Raw genomic sequence first — 16,144 nt, 5'->3', positions numbered from 1 at the left:
AAAATGGCTGATACACATTCAGCTTTGATCACGAATGATGCAGTTGTTCTTGGTTTATTAGCAGTTATTTTAGGTTTCATTTTTAAAACATCAAGTAGTCAAAATTCATTTTGGGTGAAGTTTTACAAATATGTTCCTGCATTATTATTATGTTATTTTTTACCTTCGCTGTTAAATACGTTTGGTATCGTTGATGGTCATAGCTCTAATGTTTATTATGTTGCATCACGGTTTTTATTACCTGCATGTTTGATTTTATTAACGATCAGTATCGATTTAAAAGCAATTTTAAACTTAGGACCAAAAGCTTTAATAATGTTTTTAACCGGTACATTTGGTATTGTAATAGGTGGTCCAATTGCAATATTAATAATGAGTGCAATAAATCCTGAAATAGTTGGTGGTCATGGTCCTGATGCTGTTTGGCGAGGAATGACTACGGTTGCTGGAAGCTGGATTGGCGGTGGTGCAAATCAAGCTTCTATGAAAGAAATGTTTGCAGTGGGAGGAGATATTTTTTCTGTGATGGTAACAGTTGATGTTATTGTGGCAAATATGTGGATGGCTGTTTTATTGTTAATGGCTGCAAACCACAGGGCAATTGATGCAAAAACTGGAGCAGATACTTCAGCAATTGAAGATTTAAAAAATCGAGTTCAAAAATACCACGCAGAAAATGCACGTATGCCGACTTTAAATGATTATATGACAATTATTGCTATTGCATTTGGTATTACCGGATTAGCCCATTTTGCAGCCGATATTTTAGGTCCATATTTTGGTAATAACTTTGCTTGGGCGAGTGAATATAGTTTAAATAGTAAATTCTTTTGGTTAATTGTTATTTCAACTTCGATAGGAATCAGTTTATCTTTCACTAAAGTTCGTCATATTGAAGCTTTTGGTGCTTCAAAAGTCGCTTCTAGTTTTCTATATATTTTAGTTGCTTCTATTGGCTTACATATGAATGTAACAGCAATGTTTGATAATCCAGGGTTATTTATTGTGGGAGGTATTTGGATGTTAATACATGCAAGTCTCATGTTACTGGTTGCTAAAGTGATTAAAGCGCCTTTGTTTTATATGGCTGTTGGCTCTCAAGCGAATGTGGGGGGCGCAGCGTCAGCCCCTGTGGTAGCTGCGGCTTTTCATCCAACGCTTGCACCAGTAGGTGTTTTATTAGCAGTATTGGGTTATGGCGTTGGTACATATATGGCTTATATTTGTGGATTAATGATGCAAGCTGTTGCACCTTAAGGATAAACAATGAATAAAAATAATATTAAAATTCAATCGGTTGAAGTCGCAAATGATAAGCCATTTGTTTTGTTTGGTGGCATGAATGTTTTAGAATCACGAGATTTAGCGATGCGTATTGCTGAGCATTATGTTGAAGTGACGCAAAAACTCGGTATTCCATACGTTTTTAAAGCATCATTTGATAAAGCAAATCGCTCATCTATCAATTCATACCGTGGCCCAGGTATGGAGGAAGGGTTGAAGATTTTTGAAGAAATTAAAAAAACTTTTAATTTACCAATAATTACTGATGTTCATGAACCTCATCAAGCTTTACCTGTTTCAGAGGTTGTTGATGTGATTCAATTACCAGCATTTTTAGCTCGTCAAACAGATCTAGTTGTTGCCATGGCAAAAACAGATGCGGTTATTAATATCAAAAAACCGCAATTTCTAGCACCTCACGAAATGCGCCATATCATTAAAAAATTTAATGAAGCAGGGAACGATAAGATCATTTTATGTGAACGTGGTTCGAGCTTTGGTTATAACAATTTAATTGTTGATATGTTAGGCATGGACGATATGAAACAACAAGCACCAGTCATATTTGATGCAACTCACGCATTACAACGCCCCGGTGGTCGAGCTAATTCTGCAGACGGCCGTCGTGCACAAGCGACTGAGCTTGCTAGAAGTGGTATTGCATTAGGTATTGCAGGGTTATTCATCGAAGCTCACCCTGAGCCTTCACAAGCTAAATGTGATGGTCCTTGTGCTTTACCTTTAGCAAAGCTAGAGGCTTATTTAACTCAAATGAAAGCGGTTGATGATTTAGTTAAAAGTTTTGAGCCATTGAATACTGCTGATTGATTTATTGTCACAGTTAACATTAAAAAAAGAGCTTAATAGCTCTTTTTTTGTATTTGACTCTACAATAATTATTGTCGTGATTTTATTTAGGAATTAATTGTGAGCGTTAAGCAGTTCTTTAGCATTCGTTAAAGTTGCTTTACTTATATTATTCCCACCTAATAAGCGCGCTATTTCATCTGCTCGGCCGTTTTTATCAAGTGCTGACATTTTTGTGGATGTTTGTTGTCCATCAGTTTGTTTTGATACAAAAAACTGATGGTGTCCTGAACTTGCTACTTGTGGTAAATGTGTGATGCATATAACTTGTGTCGATTTCCCCAGTTTTCGTAATAATTCGCCAACTGAGGCAGCTGTAGGTCCTGAAATACCCACATCTACTTCATCAAAAATTAAAGTCGGTGTGATTACTTTTCCTGCGATAATTACTTGAATAGCAAGACTTATTCTTGATAATTCTCCACCAGAAGCTACTTTTGCTAATGGTTGTAAAGGTTGTCCAGGATTTGTTGAAACTAAAAACTCAATAGAGTCAGAGCCAAATTTATTGGGTAGTACATCCTTTTGATAATTGATATCAATTTTAAAGCAGCCATGTTCCATTGATAATTGATGCATACAAGAGCCAATAAGATTGTTAAGAATTTTAGCTGATTTTGAGCGGCTCTCACTCAGTGATTCTGAATGTGCTTTATATTCAATTAAAGCATCATCGATTAAAAATTTTAATTCATTGATCCTCGTATTATTTGAACTTATATTATTAAGTTTAGAAATTAATTCTTGATGTAATTGATATAAGTTTTCAGGATTAGTATGATGTTTTCTTGCTAAATTTAATGCTTGGCTCAGTCGTTCTTCTACTTCAATAAAACGTGCGGGATCACAATCTGTATTATCTTGATAGTGCCTTATCTCTGTCGCGGCTTCTTCAATTTGAATGCTGGCTTCTATTAATAATTCAGAAATGGGCGTTAATGCTTTATCAATCGATGACAACTCTGAAAACTGATTTGCGCTTTGTTGTACTAACGTAAAGGCGTTAACGCTATCTTGATCATATAATTGTAACAATTGCTGTTGGCAAGTTGTAATTAATGTTTGACTATGGCTTAATTTTTTGTGTTCGGCTTCTATTTGCTCGAACTCTGTTTCGGCTAATGAAAATTCATCTAATTCTTCAACCTGATATTCGAGTAATTGCAGTTGTGCTTGTTGCTGTGCATGTTGTTCAAAAAGCTGTTGATATTCTTTTTTTAGCTTATAATAATTATTATATGCCGTTGTTACATTTTGCTGTAAATCTAAATGGCCGGCATATGAATCCAATAAATGTAATTGATGATCAGACTTAGTTAATAATTGATGGGCATGTTGACCATGGATTGAGAGTAGATATTGACCGAGTGTTTTAAGTTGACTAGCAGTAACCGCTATACCATTAATATATCCTTTACTACGGCCACTTTTATTAACAACACGACGTATTAAGCACTCTTTATCACTGTTCAAATCATTCTGTTCTAAGAATTTTTTTGCCCCTGGAAGATTGTGTATATCAAATTGGGCACTCACTTGTGCACGATCGCAATGAGGTCTTACAACAGAAGCTTCTGAGCGTTCACCTAAGCATAAAGATAGCGCATCTATTGCTATTGATTTACCTGCACCAGTTTCTCCCGTTATGGTAGTCATTCCAGAGCCCCATTCGGTATTAAGTTTGTCTACGATTGCAAAATTTTCTATTTCGAGAGAAATCAACATGCTGTTTATCCATACAGTAACTATACTGGTAATTTATACAGTGTAGTTTGATTTAGCAAGTGTATCATTAAATTTTTTTGGACTAAGCAGCAAAAAATGAAAAAAAAATATAGAATATGACTAGTTTAGGTTTTCAACCTGCTGGTATAAATAAAGGAAATTAGAAGTGGCAATAGATTTGAATGTGTCTTTAAAGCAATGGTTTGGTTTCGATGCGTTTCGTACAGGTCAAGAGCAAACAATTACACAATTATTAAATGGTAAATCATCATTAGCTATCTTCCCTACAGGATCAGGTAAAAGCCTTTGTTACCAGTTAAGTGCAATACACTTAGGGCACTTAACTTTAGTTGTTTCACCACTTTTAGCTTTAATGAAAGATCAATTGGAATTTTTAGCTAAAAAAGGGATCAAAGCGGCGAGTATAGATTCAACTTTAACGCCTGAGCAAAGTAAACAAGTAATGAGTGATGTGCGCTCTGGTGATACGAAGATTTTAATGGTGTCAGTTGAAAGATTTAAAAATGAGCGCTTTAGGCAGTTTATTCAATCTGTTGATGTATCAATGTTAGTAGTTGATGAAGCGCACTGTATTTCTGAGTGGGGTCATAACTTTAGGCCTGATTATTTAAAGTTACCGGATTATCGGAACCAACTCAATATTCCGCTTGTTTTACTGTTGACGGCGACAGCGACAAAAAAAGTTAAAAAAGACATGGCAACACGTTTTAATATTGAAGATGCTCATGTGATCCAAACAGGGTTTTACCGTCAAAACTTAGATTTATCGGTGATACCAGTATCAACTGAAAACAAAAATAAAATGCTACTTGATGTGATAAATAGTCAATCAGGTTCTGGAATTGTGTATGTCACATTGCAACATAGTGCAGAGCAAATCGCGCAATTTTTGAAGTTTAACAATATCAATGCATGCGCTTATCACGCAGGGTTCGAAAGTGACGAAAGACAAAGTATTCAAAATGATTTTATGAATGATAAAATCCAGATTGTTGTTGCTACAATTGCTTTCGGAATGGGGATTGATAAATCAAATATAAGATTTGTAATTCATCATGATTTGCCAAAATCAATAGAAAATTACTCGCAAGAAATTGGACGAGCAGGGCGAGATGGTCAAATATCTCAATGTATTACACTTGCTAATTTAGATGGCATTAATACAGTAGAAAACTTTGTATTTGGTGATACACCAGAGAAAAATAGCATCAAATATATTATTGATAACATGTTAACTGAACAGGATAACGGACAATGGGAATTACAAACAACTGGGTTATCTAATGCAAGTAATATTAAACAACTCCCCCTAAAAACATTATTAGTACAATTAGAGTTATTGAATGTTATTAAACCCATGTACTCCTATTTTGCAGAATTTAAATATAAATTTTTACACGATAAGAAAGACATTGTAGCGAGATTCTCGCAAGAGAGAAGTACATTTTTGTCTGCTATTTTCAATCATACACAGTTTAAAAAAGTATGGGGGACATTAGATTTCTATTCTTTATATCAAGATTATTCAACTGAAAGAGGACGTGTTGTTGCTGCTTTAGATTACTTAGCTGAAAAAGGGATGATTGAACTTGAAACTAAACGAATCACAGAAGTGTTTAATGTCGATATCAATAAGTTACATGAATCACACCTTGTACAAAGTTTATATGATTACTTTATTGAAAAAGAACAAAAAGAAGTTAAACGAATTGCTACTCTAGTGAGGTTTTTTGAATTAAATACATGTTTAAGTCATAATTTAGCGTTGTATTTTGATGATATTCATTCACCACAAAACTGTGGCCATTGCAGTGTTTGTCGTGGTCAAGTTGCTAAATTAGCATATTCTAAAAAAACTGATTTTCCAGAAGATGTTTTTTTAATTTCAGTTTTAAAAGAATTTAAAAATCATCTAAATGATAAAGTGGTTCATGAGTTAAATATAGGGATATATAGCCGATTTTTAGCTGGGATCAGTATTCCTATATTTGCACGAAATAAAGTCAAAAAACTACAAGGCTTTGCTTGTTGTGAAAATTTAAGATTTGAAGATATACAACAGAAAATAAAAAGCTTACCTTTTAACTCTTAAGTGATGGTTTGAGTGTTATTTATACAATTAAATAATGTCTTTAACTTTTGATAAAGACTTTTTAATCGAAATATTAATTTCTACTTGAATTTATTTTTTACTACCCCATATCTATCTCATAAATGATATACCTAAGTCTCGAAGTGACTTGGGTATATAACTCAACAAATATTTAAACATTTATTTGTTTGGATATGATTTATTAAAGATATATGGAAACCTCAATGACGGCTGAATTAAATAAAGAAAACCATTCATTTGGAACAGATGCAAAACAAATCCTAAATTTAATGATCCACTCTTTATACTCAAATAAAGAGATCTTCCTACGTGAACTTATCTCAAATGCATCAGACGCTGCTGATAAATTACGTTTTTTAGCGCTTTCAGACGGTAATTTATATCAAGGAGATGCTGAATTAAAATTGAGAATCAGCACTGATGAAAAAGCAGGTACAGTAACAATCTCAGATAACGGTATTGGTATGAACCGTGATGAAGTCATTAGTTCTTTAGGTACGATTGCAAAATCAGGCACCGCTGAGTTTTTTGAAAATTTATCTGGTGATCAAGCTAAAGATTCTCAGTTAATCGGGCAGTTTGGTGTTGGTTTTTACTCAGCTTTCATCGTTGCTGATGCTGTAACAGTTCGCACACGTAAAGCGGGTGAAGAAAAAGCGACAGAATGGCACTCAAAAGGAGAAGGTGAATATACCATTGCTGAAATTGAAAAAGAAAGTCGTGGTACTGAAATTACACTTCATCTAAAAGAAGAAGAGAAAGAGTTTGTTGAACTATCACGTTTACGTGGCATAGTAACTAAATATGCTGATCATATTTCTATTCCTGTTCAAATGTTTAAAGACGAAGTGCCAGAATCTGAAGGTCCTGATGGTGAAAAAATCGATGCGATACCGGCTGAATGGGAAACAATAAATAAAGCAACAGCACTTTGGACATTAGATAAATCTGAAATTGAAGAGTCGGAATACAAAGAGTTTTATAAACATGTGAGTCATGACTGGGAAGAACCTTTAACATGGACACATAATAAAGTTGAAGGTAAAACTGAATATACTAGCTTACTTTATATCCCGAAAAAGGCACCATTTGATTTATGGAATCGTGACCATAAAAGTGGCTTGAAATTATATGTTCAACGTGTATTCATTATGGATGATGCTGAACAGTTTATGCCTAGCTATTTACGTTTTGTAAAAGGTTTATTAGATTCAAATGATTTACCACTGAATGTTTCTCGTGAAATTTTACAAGATAACAAAGTAACTCAAGCTATTCGTAAAGGTTGCACGTCTCGTATTCTGAAGATTCTTGATCGTATGGGTAAAAATAAAGCTGAAGACTATCAAGTATTCTGGAATGAATTTGGTCAAGTGATCAAAGAAGGTCCTGCTGAAGATGCGGCGAATAAAGATGCTATTTCAAAATTATTACGCTTTGCTTCAACGGACAGTAATGAATCGATTCAGAGTGTTTCTTTAACTGATTACGTATCTCGTATGAAAGAAGGACAAGATAAAATTTATTATGTTGTTTCTGATAACTTTGCCGCAGCTAAAAGTTCGCCTCATCTAGAAATCTTCCGTAAGAAAGGCATCGAGGTATTACTCATGTCTGATCGTGTTGATGAATGGATGATGAGCCATTTAACTGAATTTGATTCAAAGCAGTTAACTTCAATCACACGTGGTGACTTAGATTTAGGCGATCTTGATGATGAAGAAAGCAAAAAAGAGCAAGAAAACTCAGAAAATGAAGTTAAAGGTTTAGCTGAGCGTATCAAAACTGTATTGGGCGATAAAGTAAAAGAAGTTCGTTTCACTCACAGATTAACAGATTCACCAGCATGTGTTGTTGCAGATGAAAATGATATGAGCTCACAAATGGCGAAATTAATGGAAGCCGTTGGTCAAGGCGCACCAGAAGCGATGCCTGTTTTTGAATTAAATCCAGAGCATCAATTAGTGAAGCACTTAAATGATGAACAAGATGAAGAGAAATTTTCACAATGGTCTGAAGTTTTATTAGATCAAGCATTACTCGCTGAGCGAGGTAGCTTAAAAGATCCTGCAGGATTTGTAAGTCGCTTAAATAAACTAATGTTAGATTTAAGCAAGTAAAATTGATTAATATTTGATACATAAAAAAGGAAGCCTAGCTTCCTTTTTTAATTTATACAACTTTTGGCGAATTTACTATAAAGTTTCTTGAGTATACTTTACGCTTATGGAAAAATTCGCTTCGAACTTTAATTTCAAACAAAGGCAATTAATATGCGCATTATTCTTTTAGGTGCACCAGGTGCAGGCAAAGGCACTCAAGCTCAATTCTTAATGAATAAATATGGTATTCCACAGATTTCAACTGGTGATATGTTACGTGCTGCAATTAAAGAAGGCACTGAAATGGGTTTAGCAGCTAAAAAAGTAATGGATGCAGGAAAACTAGTTTCTGATGAAATCATTATTGGTTTAGTTAAAGAACGCATTGCAAAACCGGATTGTACAAAAGGCTTTTTATTAGATGGTTTCCCTCGTACTATTCCTCAAGCTGATGCAATGAAAGAAAATGGCGTAACTGTTGATAACGTAATCGAGTTTGATGTTGCTGATGAAGTCATTGTTGAGCGTATGGGTGGGCGTCGTGTACATCCCGCTTCAGGTCGTGTATACCATGTTGTATATAACCCACCTGCTGTTGAAGGTAAAGACAACGAAACAGGTGATGACTTAATTATCCGTGAAGATGATGTTGCTGAAACTGTACGTAAGCGTTTGGGCATTTATCACGACCAAACAAAACCATTAGTTGAATATTACCAAGATGAAGCAAATTTAGGTAATACACAATATAATAAATTTGACGGGACACAAGCCGTTGAAGCTGTAAGTGAGCAATTGGCAAAATTATTAAGTTAATTTGATCGATATCATATAAGGTACCGTACAACTAATATAACTTAGGACCTACTTATGTGGGTCTTTCATATTAAATAAGAGAAAAAATGACATTATCATTATCAAAGAATTCTTCTAAATATGGTATTTTACTGGTAAATCTTGGCACACCAGATGAGCCAACACCAAAAGCAGTTAAAAAATATTTAAAAGCATTTTTATCCGATACTCGGGTGGTAGAAATACCGCCATTAATTTGGTATTTCATCTTAAATGGTATTGTATTACCGTTAAGGTGTAAAAAGGTCTCAAAAGCATACGCTTCTATTTGGACAAAACAAGGTTCTCCACTTAGAGTCATTGGTGAGCAGCAAGTCGCATCATTAACTCAATTAATAAAAGATAATTATAATATTGATTTAACAATAGAGTTAGCCATGACATATGGCGAGCCATCTATCAGTGATAAATTAGATTTAATGAAAAAAAAAGGTATTGAAAATATACTTATATTACCGCTTTATCCACAATATTCCGCAACTACAACTGCTGCAGTTTTCGATAAATTAAATCAAATTTTGGCTAAAGAAAGGAATTTACCAGAAATTCGTTTTGTGAAAGATTATTATCAAAACCCACTCTATATTCAGGCATTATCACAATCGATTAAAGATTTTTGGCAGCAGAAAAATAAAGCGGACAAGCTTATTTTTTCTTTTCATGGTTTACCAAAAGCATGCATAGAGAAGGGGGATCCTTATTTTGATCATTGTGAATATACAGCAAGAGAGACGGTAAAAGCGTTAGGATTACAAGATAACGAATGGATGATGACGTTTCAATCCCGTTTTGGTAAACAAGAATGGCTACAACCGTATACAGATAAAACATTAGAAAAACTACCTAAGAAAGGCGTTAAATCTGTTCATTTAATTTGCCCTGCATTTTCAGCTGATTGCCTAGAAACTTTAGAGGAAATTTCAATTGAAAATAAAGAGATTTTTATTAAGGCGGGAGGTAAGGCCTTTGATTATATTCCGGCCCTAAATATTAGGACCGATCATATAAGTCTATTTGAAGATATTGTTATAAAAAATTTAGCTAATTGGTAAAAAGATATGCTATGTATTTTTATGAAAGACACTTTGTGGCAAATATAAAAAATTTTAATACCAATTTTTAACTTTGAGCACTTTATATAAATGATGGCCTTTGGTTTTATCTGATAAGTGTCAATTGTTGTGTTATCAGATGTATTAATCGTTTTTCTGCCACGAAGATATTGTTAGAGTTTTTTAATCGCTGCTGAAACTGAAATATAATCAGGTTCTTGGGATAAACTAGGAACCAATTGTTTATAAACTATTTCATGTTTATTATTTAATAAAAATACAGCCCTAGTCAGTAAACCCATATCTTGGATCATTAAGCCATATTTTTTTCCAAAGTCATGCCAAACAGAATCAGATAATGTGATTATTTGATCTATACTTTCAGCAGTACAAAACCGTTTTTGAGCGAAGGGTAAATCAGCACTGATAGTTATCATCACTAAATTAGGATGTTCAATTGCTAATTTTTCATTAAAAAACTTAGTTTGTAAGCTACAAATACCTGTATCTAAGCTTGGTACCACACTAATTAATAAATTTTTTCCAGCAAAATTTATTAATTCAATCGGTGTAAATTTATCATCAACTACTTTAAAGTTAGGAGCCTGTTGGCCAAGCGTCACGGGGTTACCCAATAAAACAATTGGTTTATTGCCAACTGTTACTCTTTTTGCGTCTAATGCATTGATACTTGGAGTTGATAATGTAAAGAAACTGACAGATAACAAGGTTAAAAATAATAAATTGCGTAACATAAGATTCCAATTAGTTAATATATGGTTTTAATTTTGGATTAATTTTAAATTAATTTTAAATTAATTTATTAAAATATAAAGTATTTTATTTTATGCTTCTAGAATATAGTTAAGTTAACTTATTAATTTTATGGTTTAATATTAAATCAGATTTACATTTCTGTTATGCTAACTTTAGAATTAGAAAAAAAATGTAACTTTAGCTGAACTTCTTCTAAAATTACTATTATAAATCAAGAAGAGAATGTGTATGGCTACTCCTATTTTAATATGTGATGATTCAAGATTAGCTCGTCGTCAGCTTGCACGTTCTTTACCTGATGATTGGGATATTCAAATTGAATATGCAGAACATGGTTTACATTGTATTGAACAAATTAGAGCTATAAAACCTGAAATATTGTTTCTTGATTTAAATATGCCTCAAATGGATGGTTATGAAGTATTAGAGGCGATTCAAGAAGAAGGGTTAGAAGTATTAACTGTTGTTGTATCAGGTGATATTCAACCAACAGCACATGCACGTGTAATTGAACTCGGTGCAATTGATTTTATCAAAAAACCATGTTCCCCAGAAAAACTCGATGAAATTATTGAAAAACATGGCATAAAAGATAAAGCAATGAGAGAGCGCTTAGCTCATAAGCTCGGTGAACAGATAGAACCTGAAATACGAGATATTTATCAGGAGTTAACTAATGTTGCTATGGGACAAGCTGGAGATCTACTTGCGCGTTTGTTAAATGTTTTTGTAAAACTTCCTATTCCAAATGTCAATGTATTAGAGGTCAGTGAATTAAACATGGCATTGCAGTCGATAGATGCAAACGCGAGTACATCAGGTGTTTGTCAAGGATTTATCGGTGGTGGCGTATCTGGTGAAGCATTGATATTACTTAATGATTCAAGCTTTAAAGAAATAGCTTCTTTGATGAATTATGAGGGAGAAGTGAACGAAAAAGTAGAGCTTGAACTTTTAATGGATATTGCGAATATACTAATCGGGTCTGTTTTATCCGGATTATCAAAACAACTAGATATGCCATTCAGTCAGGGACATCCTGTTGTTATGGGTCAGCATTGTGATGTCGCTAAGCTTGTACAAACAAATAAATCAAGATGGCAACGTACTTTAGCCATAGAAATTAGTTATGGTATTGAAAATCATGATGTTAATTTTGATTTAATGTTACTATTTACTGAAGACTCATTAAAAACTTTAAAATATAAAGTGCAATACTTGTTAGAAGATTAATGTTTAATTAGAAAATTTTTAATATTCCTGCTGTTGACCTTTGGATGAATGAAATTTAGCAGGTACATGATGGATATGTTTTTACCTTAAATTAGAAGATTTTTAATATGCCAGCTGCTGACTTTGAAATGAATGAAATTCACTGGATGATCGATATGTTTAATACCGTAGACGTTGGGTTAGTGGTATTAGATCGTAAGTATAATATATGTGTATGGAATGGTTTTATGGAAAATCATTCAGGTTTATTACCAAGCGCAGTAAAAGATAAAGATGTATTTGATTTATTCCCAAGTATTGATGAAAAATGGTTTCGTAGTAAATCGGAAGCCGTATTTGTATTAAAGAATCGATCATTTACCATATGGGAACAGCAGCCATATATATTTAAGTTTAAAAATTATCGCCCGATCACGGGTAAAGCTGATCATATGTATCAAAATGCGACTTTTATTCCTTTAACAAATACATTGGGAGAAGTAGCGCATTTATGTATTATTTTATATGATGTAACTGATGAAGCGGTTAATAAATTAGAGCTAAAACTTGCTAACGAAAAATTAGCCGAATTAAGTCGAATAGATCGATTAACAGGTTTGTATAATCGTGGTTTTTGGGAAGAATCTCTTCATAAAGAGTTTAAACGCATAAATAGAAATAATAATGAAAGTTGTTTATTAATGTTTGATATCGATCACTTTAAACATGTAAATGATAATTTTGGCCATGCTGGTGGTGATGCCGCAATTCGTCATATTGCGGATGTTCTAAAAAAAACATTACGTGAATCGGATGTTGCTGGTCGTTATGGTGGTGAAGAGTTTGCAGTAACTTTAGTTGATACCGATATAAAAGGTGCGGTCATTTTTGCTGAACGCTTTAGAAAAACAATTGAAAATTCTACAATTTTTTATCAAGAATGTGAAATTAAAATAAAAATAAGTTTAGGTGTAGCTAAGCTAGAAAGCCATTTTACAAAACATGAAGATTGGATTGTAGCGGCTGATAATGCACTTTATCAGTCAAAAGAAAATGGACGAAATAAAGTAACTGTCTATAAAAGTGATAAACAGTAAGTAACTTTAATAAACATAAAGAAAAACCCCAGATAAACAGGAGCTTTTTGTTTAATAATACAGAGCTAAATAGCTTACTCTTCGTCAGCCGTAGGGCATTGTGCAATTGTTGTTACAGAACCAGTTGATGAAGCTGTTTCTAACTTTACTTTAAAGCCCCAAAGTCGATGTAAATGTTTAATCACCTCATCTTTTGAGTCTCCTAAAGGAATATCGTTATGTGGTATATAGCGTAATGTTAAAGCGCGATCTCCTTTCAAATTAACGTCAAAAACTTGAATGTTTGGTTCCAAATTACTTAGGTTGTATTGTTCAGACAAAGCTTGGCGAATATCGTGGTAGCCTTGTTGATTATGAATAGCACTGACATTTAGATGGTTTTGCTTTTCATCATCTAAAATTGAAAATAATTTGAAATCTCTGATTAATTTAGGTGAAAGGTACTGACTGATAAAGCTTTCATCTTTAAAATTCTCCATTGCAAAATGTAATGTATCTAACCAGTTACTGCCGGCAATATTAGGAAACCATTCTTTATCTTCTTCTGTTGGGTTTTCACACATACGCCTTATATCAATCATCATATTAAAGCCTAGTGCGTAAGGATTAATACCTGAATAATATTGACTATTGTATGGTGGTTGATAAACAACATTTGTATGGCTTTGTAAGATTTCCATCATAAATGCATCAGTTACTTTTCCCTCATCGTAAAGGTGATTGGTAATCGTATAATGCCAAAATGTAGCCCAACCTTCATTCATGACTTGGGTTTGTTTTTGAGGATAAAAATATTGAGAAATTTTTCGGACAATTCTAATTATCTCTCTTTGCCAAGAATGTAATAATGGTGCATGTTTTTCAATGAAGTAAAGAATATTTTCTTGTGGTTCATTTGGAAAGTGAGGGGGATCTTGCTTTTCTTGCAGTTGTTGCTGTGGAATCGTTTTCCACAATTCATTTACCTGAGATTGTAAATAAGTTTCACGCTCTTCTTGTCTTCGCTGCTCTTCAAATAGTGAAATTGATTGTGGTCGCTTATAGCGATCAACACCATAATTCATTAGTGCATGACAAGAGTCTAATAAAGACTCAACTTGTACTAAACCATATTTTTGCTCGCAATCGGCAATATAGTTTTTTGCAAAAACTAAGTAATCAATGATAGAACTTGCATCGGTCCAAGTTTTAAATAAATAATTTTTTTTAAAAAAAGAATTATGTCCATAGCAAGCATGTGCAATTACGAGTGCCTGCATAGGTAGCGTATTTTCTTCCATCAAATATGAAATACAAGGTTCTGAGTTGATTACTATTTCATATGCCAATCCCATTTGTCCGCGTTTATAGCTTTGTTCTGTTTGGATAAATTTTTTGCCATAAGACCAATGACTATATCCAATCGGCATACCGATACTCGAATAAGCATCCATCATTTGTTCAGCTGCAATGACTTCGATTTGGTTTGGATAAGTATCTAGACGGTAATGTGCTGCTACTCGTGCAATTTCAGCTTGATATTGCTCAAGTAGCTCAAAGGTCCAATCAGGACCATCACTTAATTGAATAGTTTCATCGTTAGGGTTATCATATTGCTCATTTAACTTTTTAACTGGCTGATCAATGTTAATGTTTTGTGTCATATTGATCTCCTTTAAAACAAACTAGCTAAATTTAATGAATTATTAAATCGAACGTATTCAAATAAAGGTCTATCATTTATACTTTTTGTTAGCATACATTCCTCCTGAAACGATTAATAACTTAAGATTTTTGACTGTTTTTCTTAAATAACTCTCTAAAAATAGGATAAATATCTTCTACTGAGCGAATATGTTGAATTGCAAAATTATCAAATGTTTGTGTTATTTTTTCGTATTCTCGCCATAAACTTTGGTGCGCTCTATTGGTGATCTCAATATAAGAATAATATCTCACCTTAGGTAAGATATTGTTTAATAATAGCTCTGTACAGTTAGGTGAATCATCAGCCCAATTATCCCCATCTGATGCTTGTGCGGCATAAATGTTCCATTGTGTTGGGTCGTATCTCTTAGCAACAATCTCATCCATCAACTTTAATGCGCTAGATACTATAGTGCCACCTGTTTCTTGTGAATAGAAAAACTCTTGCTCGTCTACTTCTTTTGCTTGAGTATGATGGCGAATATATACCACTTCAATATCCTTATAAGTTCTTGTTAAAAACATATAAAGTAGTATATAAAATCTTTTAGCCATTTCTTTAGTTGCTTGATCCATTGAGCCTGAAACATCCATTAAGCAAAACATAACCGCTTTACTGGTCGGTTTTGGTCTTTGCTCATAATTTCTAAATCTTAAATCAAATGAATCGATAAACGGCACTTTTGAAATCTTAGATTTAAGATCTTCAATTTCCTTAATTAATAATTTTATTTCAGCATCATCTGGCATTTTTTGTTTTTCTAATTTATCTAAAGCATCTAGCGCTTCTTTTAGCTGTCTTTTTTTACCCGCCGACATTGCAATTCTACGGGCTAATGAACCTTGTAATGATCTAACAATATCTATATTGGTTGGGACACCATCAGAGCAAAAACCTGCTCTATGTGTTTCCATCTCCATCAGTTTGTCTAACTGTGTTTTTTGTAAGTTAGGCAGTTCCAAATCTTCAAATAATAAGTCTAAGTATTCATCTTTCGAAATTGAGAATACAAACTCATCTTCACCTTCACCTTTGTCACTTGCTTCACCTTCTCCACTACCTCCTGCTTGACCTCCTTGAGGGCGTTTAATTTTATCTCCTTTAGTAAATTGGTCATTGCCAGGATGAACCGTATTTCTAATACCTCCTTTACCTTGATGAAAGGTGGGTTCTCCAATATCTTTACTAGGGATTGATACACTTTCGCCTTGCTCTATGTCTGTAACACTGCGCTTATTAATCGCATCTGATACTGCTTTTTTGATTTGTTGTTTATAGCGGCGAATAAACCTTTGTCTATTCACCGTGCTTTTGTTTTTGCCATTTAACCGGCGGTCTATAAAGTGGGCCAT

General features: G+C 33.6%; 12 protein-coding genes. 8 read left to right on the top strand and 4 right to left on the bottom strand.

Features of this window, described 5'->3' with window-relative positions:
* The first annotated feature begins 3 nt into the window (after positions 1-3).
* Together CJF42_RS10875 and kdsA are read left to right on the top strand one after the other, a co-directional pair.
* On the top strand, positions 4-1,257 hold the full coding sequence (locus tag CJF42_RS10875; protein ID WP_095366714.1) for a DUF819 family protein: 1,254 nt from the start codon (positions 4-6) through the stop codon (positions 1,255-1,257).
* A gap of 9 nt (positions 1,258-1,266) precedes the next feature.
* The gene (gene kdsA, locus CJF42_RS10870) at positions 1,267-2,112 is read left to right on the top strand and encodes a 3-deoxy-8-phosphooctulonate synthase (RefSeq protein ID WP_095366713.1); all 846 of its coding nucleotides are present in this window, start codon (positions 1,267-1,269) and stop codon (positions 2,110-2,112) included.
* A 93-nt stretch (positions 2,113-2,205) separates the two neighbouring features.
* On the opposite strand, the gene recN is transcribed toward kdsA, so the two are convergent.
* Positions 2,206-3,876 carry a DNA repair protein RecN gene (gene recN, locus CJF42_RS10865; RefSeq protein WP_095366712.1) on the bottom strand — a complete coding sequence of 557 codons (1,671 nt, stop codon included), beginning with the start codon at positions 3,874-3,876 and terminating at the stop codon, positions 2,206-2,208.
* A 166-nt stretch (positions 3,877-4,042) separates the two neighbouring features.
* On the opposite strand from recN, the gene CJF42_RS10860 reads away from it, so the two are divergent.
* The 4 genes from CJF42_RS10860 to hemH all read left to right on the top strand — a co-directional run bounded on the left by CJF42_RS10860 (position 4,043) and on the right by hemH (position 10,019).
* On the top strand, positions 4,043-5,989 hold the full coding sequence (locus CJF42_RS10860; protein WP_095366711.1) for a RecQ family ATP-dependent DNA helicase: 1,947 nt from the start codon (positions 4,043-4,045) through the stop codon (positions 5,987-5,989).
* A gap of 224 nt (positions 5,990-6,213) precedes the next feature.
* Positions 6,214-8,130 carry a molecular chaperone HtpG gene (gene htpG / locus CJF42_RS10855; protein WP_095366710.1) on the top strand — a complete coding sequence of 639 codons (1,917 nt, stop codon included), beginning with the start codon at positions 6,214-6,216 and terminating at the stop codon, positions 8,128-8,130.
* 153 nt (positions 8,131-8,283) lie between these two features.
* Positions 8,284-8,928, top strand: coding sequence for an adenylate kinase (gene adk, locus CJF42_RS10850; RefSeq protein ID WP_095366709.1), 645 nt, complete (start codon positions 8,284-8,286; stop codon positions 8,926-8,928).
* A gap of 86 nt (positions 8,929-9,014) precedes the next feature.
* Entirely contained in the window at positions 9,015-10,019 is a 1,005-nt protein-coding gene (gene hemH / locus CJF42_RS10845) for a ferrochelatase (protein ID WP_095366708.1), read from the top strand.
* A 173-nt stretch (positions 10,020-10,192) separates the two neighbouring features.
* Here the strand turns inward: hemH and tpx are convergent, their stop codons facing one another.
* The gene (gene tpx, locus CJF42_RS10840) at positions 10,193-10,774 is read right to left on the bottom strand and encodes a thiol peroxidase (RefSeq protein ID WP_095366707.1); all 582 of its coding nucleotides are present in this window, start codon (positions 10,772-10,774) and stop codon (positions 10,193-10,195) included.
* 250 nt (positions 10,775-11,024) lie between these two features.
* Here tpx and CJF42_RS10835 point away from each other — a divergent pair, with 250 nt between their 5' ends.
* Positions 11,025-12,029, top strand: a complete 1,005-nt coding sequence (locus CJF42_RS10835; RefSeq protein ID WP_095366706.1) for a response regulator — start codon at positions 11,025-11,027, stop codon at positions 12,027-12,029.
* A 107-nt stretch (positions 12,030-12,136) separates the two neighbouring features.
* Positions 12,137-13,105, top strand: coding sequence for a sensor domain-containing diguanylate cyclase (locus CJF42_RS10830; RefSeq protein WP_095366705.1), 969 nt, complete (start codon positions 12,137-12,139; stop codon positions 13,103-13,105).
* A gap of 74 nt (positions 13,106-13,179) precedes the next feature.
* Here the strand turns inward: CJF42_RS10830 and CJF42_RS10825 are convergent, their stop codons facing one another.
* Positions 13,180-14,748, bottom strand: coding sequence for a SpoVR family protein (locus CJF42_RS10825; RefSeq protein ID WP_095366704.1), 1,569 nt, complete (start codon positions 14,746-14,748; stop codon positions 13,180-13,182).
* Between the two features lie 121 nt (positions 14,749-14,869).
* Positions 14,870-16,144 (bottom strand): YeaH/YhbH family protein, encoded by a 1,275-nt coding sequence (locus CJF42_RS10820; RefSeq protein ID WP_095366703.1) that lies wholly within the window; start codon positions 16,142-16,144, stop codon positions 14,870-14,872.

The organism is Pseudoalteromonas sp. NBT06-2, assembly GCF_002276045.1.
GTDB lineage: Bacteria > Pseudomonadota > Gammaproteobacteria > Enterobacterales > Alteromonadaceae > Pseudoalteromonas.
The sequence above is the reverse complement of the archived record's forward strand: the minus strand, read 5'-3'. Positions and strand labels throughout refer to the sequence as shown.

What these genes read in the sequence shown, in the direction of transcription:
- CJF42_RS10825 (WP_095366704.1), bottom strand. Translation starts at nt 14,748, where the DNA reads ATGACACAAAACATTAACATTGATCAGCCAGTTAAAAAGTTAAATGAG.
- hemH (WP_095366708.1), top strand. Translation starts at nt 9,015, where the DNA reads ATGACATTATCATTATCAAAGAATTCTTCTAAATATGGTATTTTACTG.
- adk (WP_095366709.1), top strand. Translation starts at nt 8,284, where the DNA reads ATGCGCATTATTCTTTTAGGTGCACCAGGTGCAGGCAAAGGCACTCAA.
- CJF42_RS10820 (WP_095366703.1), bottom strand. Translation starts at nt 16,144, where the DNA reads ATGGCCCACTTTATAGACCGCCGGTTAAATGGCAAAAACAAAAGCACG.
- htpG (WP_095366710.1), top strand. Translation starts at nt 6,214, where the DNA reads ATGACGGCTGAATTAAATAAAGAAAACCATTCATTTGGAACAGATGCA.
- CJF42_RS10835 (WP_095366706.1), top strand. Translation starts at nt 11,025, where the DNA reads ATGGCTACTCCTATTTTAATATGTGATGATTCAAGATTAGCTCGTCGT.
- CJF42_RS10830 (WP_095366705.1), top strand. Translation starts at nt 12,137, where the DNA reads ATGCCAGCTGCTGACTTTGAAATGAATGAAATTCACTGGATGATCGAT.
- tpx (WP_095366707.1), bottom strand. Translation starts at nt 10,774, where the DNA reads ATGTTACGCAATTTATTATTTTTAACCTTGTTATCTGTCAGTTTCTTT.
- kdsA (WP_095366713.1), top strand. Translation starts at nt 1,267, where the DNA reads ATGAATAAAAATAATATTAAAATTCAATCGGTTGAAGTCGCAAATGAT.
- CJF42_RS10875 (WP_095366714.1), top strand. Translation starts at nt 4, where the DNA reads ATGGCTGATACACATTCAGCTTTGATCACGAATGATGCAGTTGTTCTT.
- recN (WP_095366712.1), bottom strand. Translation starts at nt 3,876, where the DNA reads ATGTTGATTTCTCTCGAAATAGAAAATTTTGCAATCGTAGACAAACTT.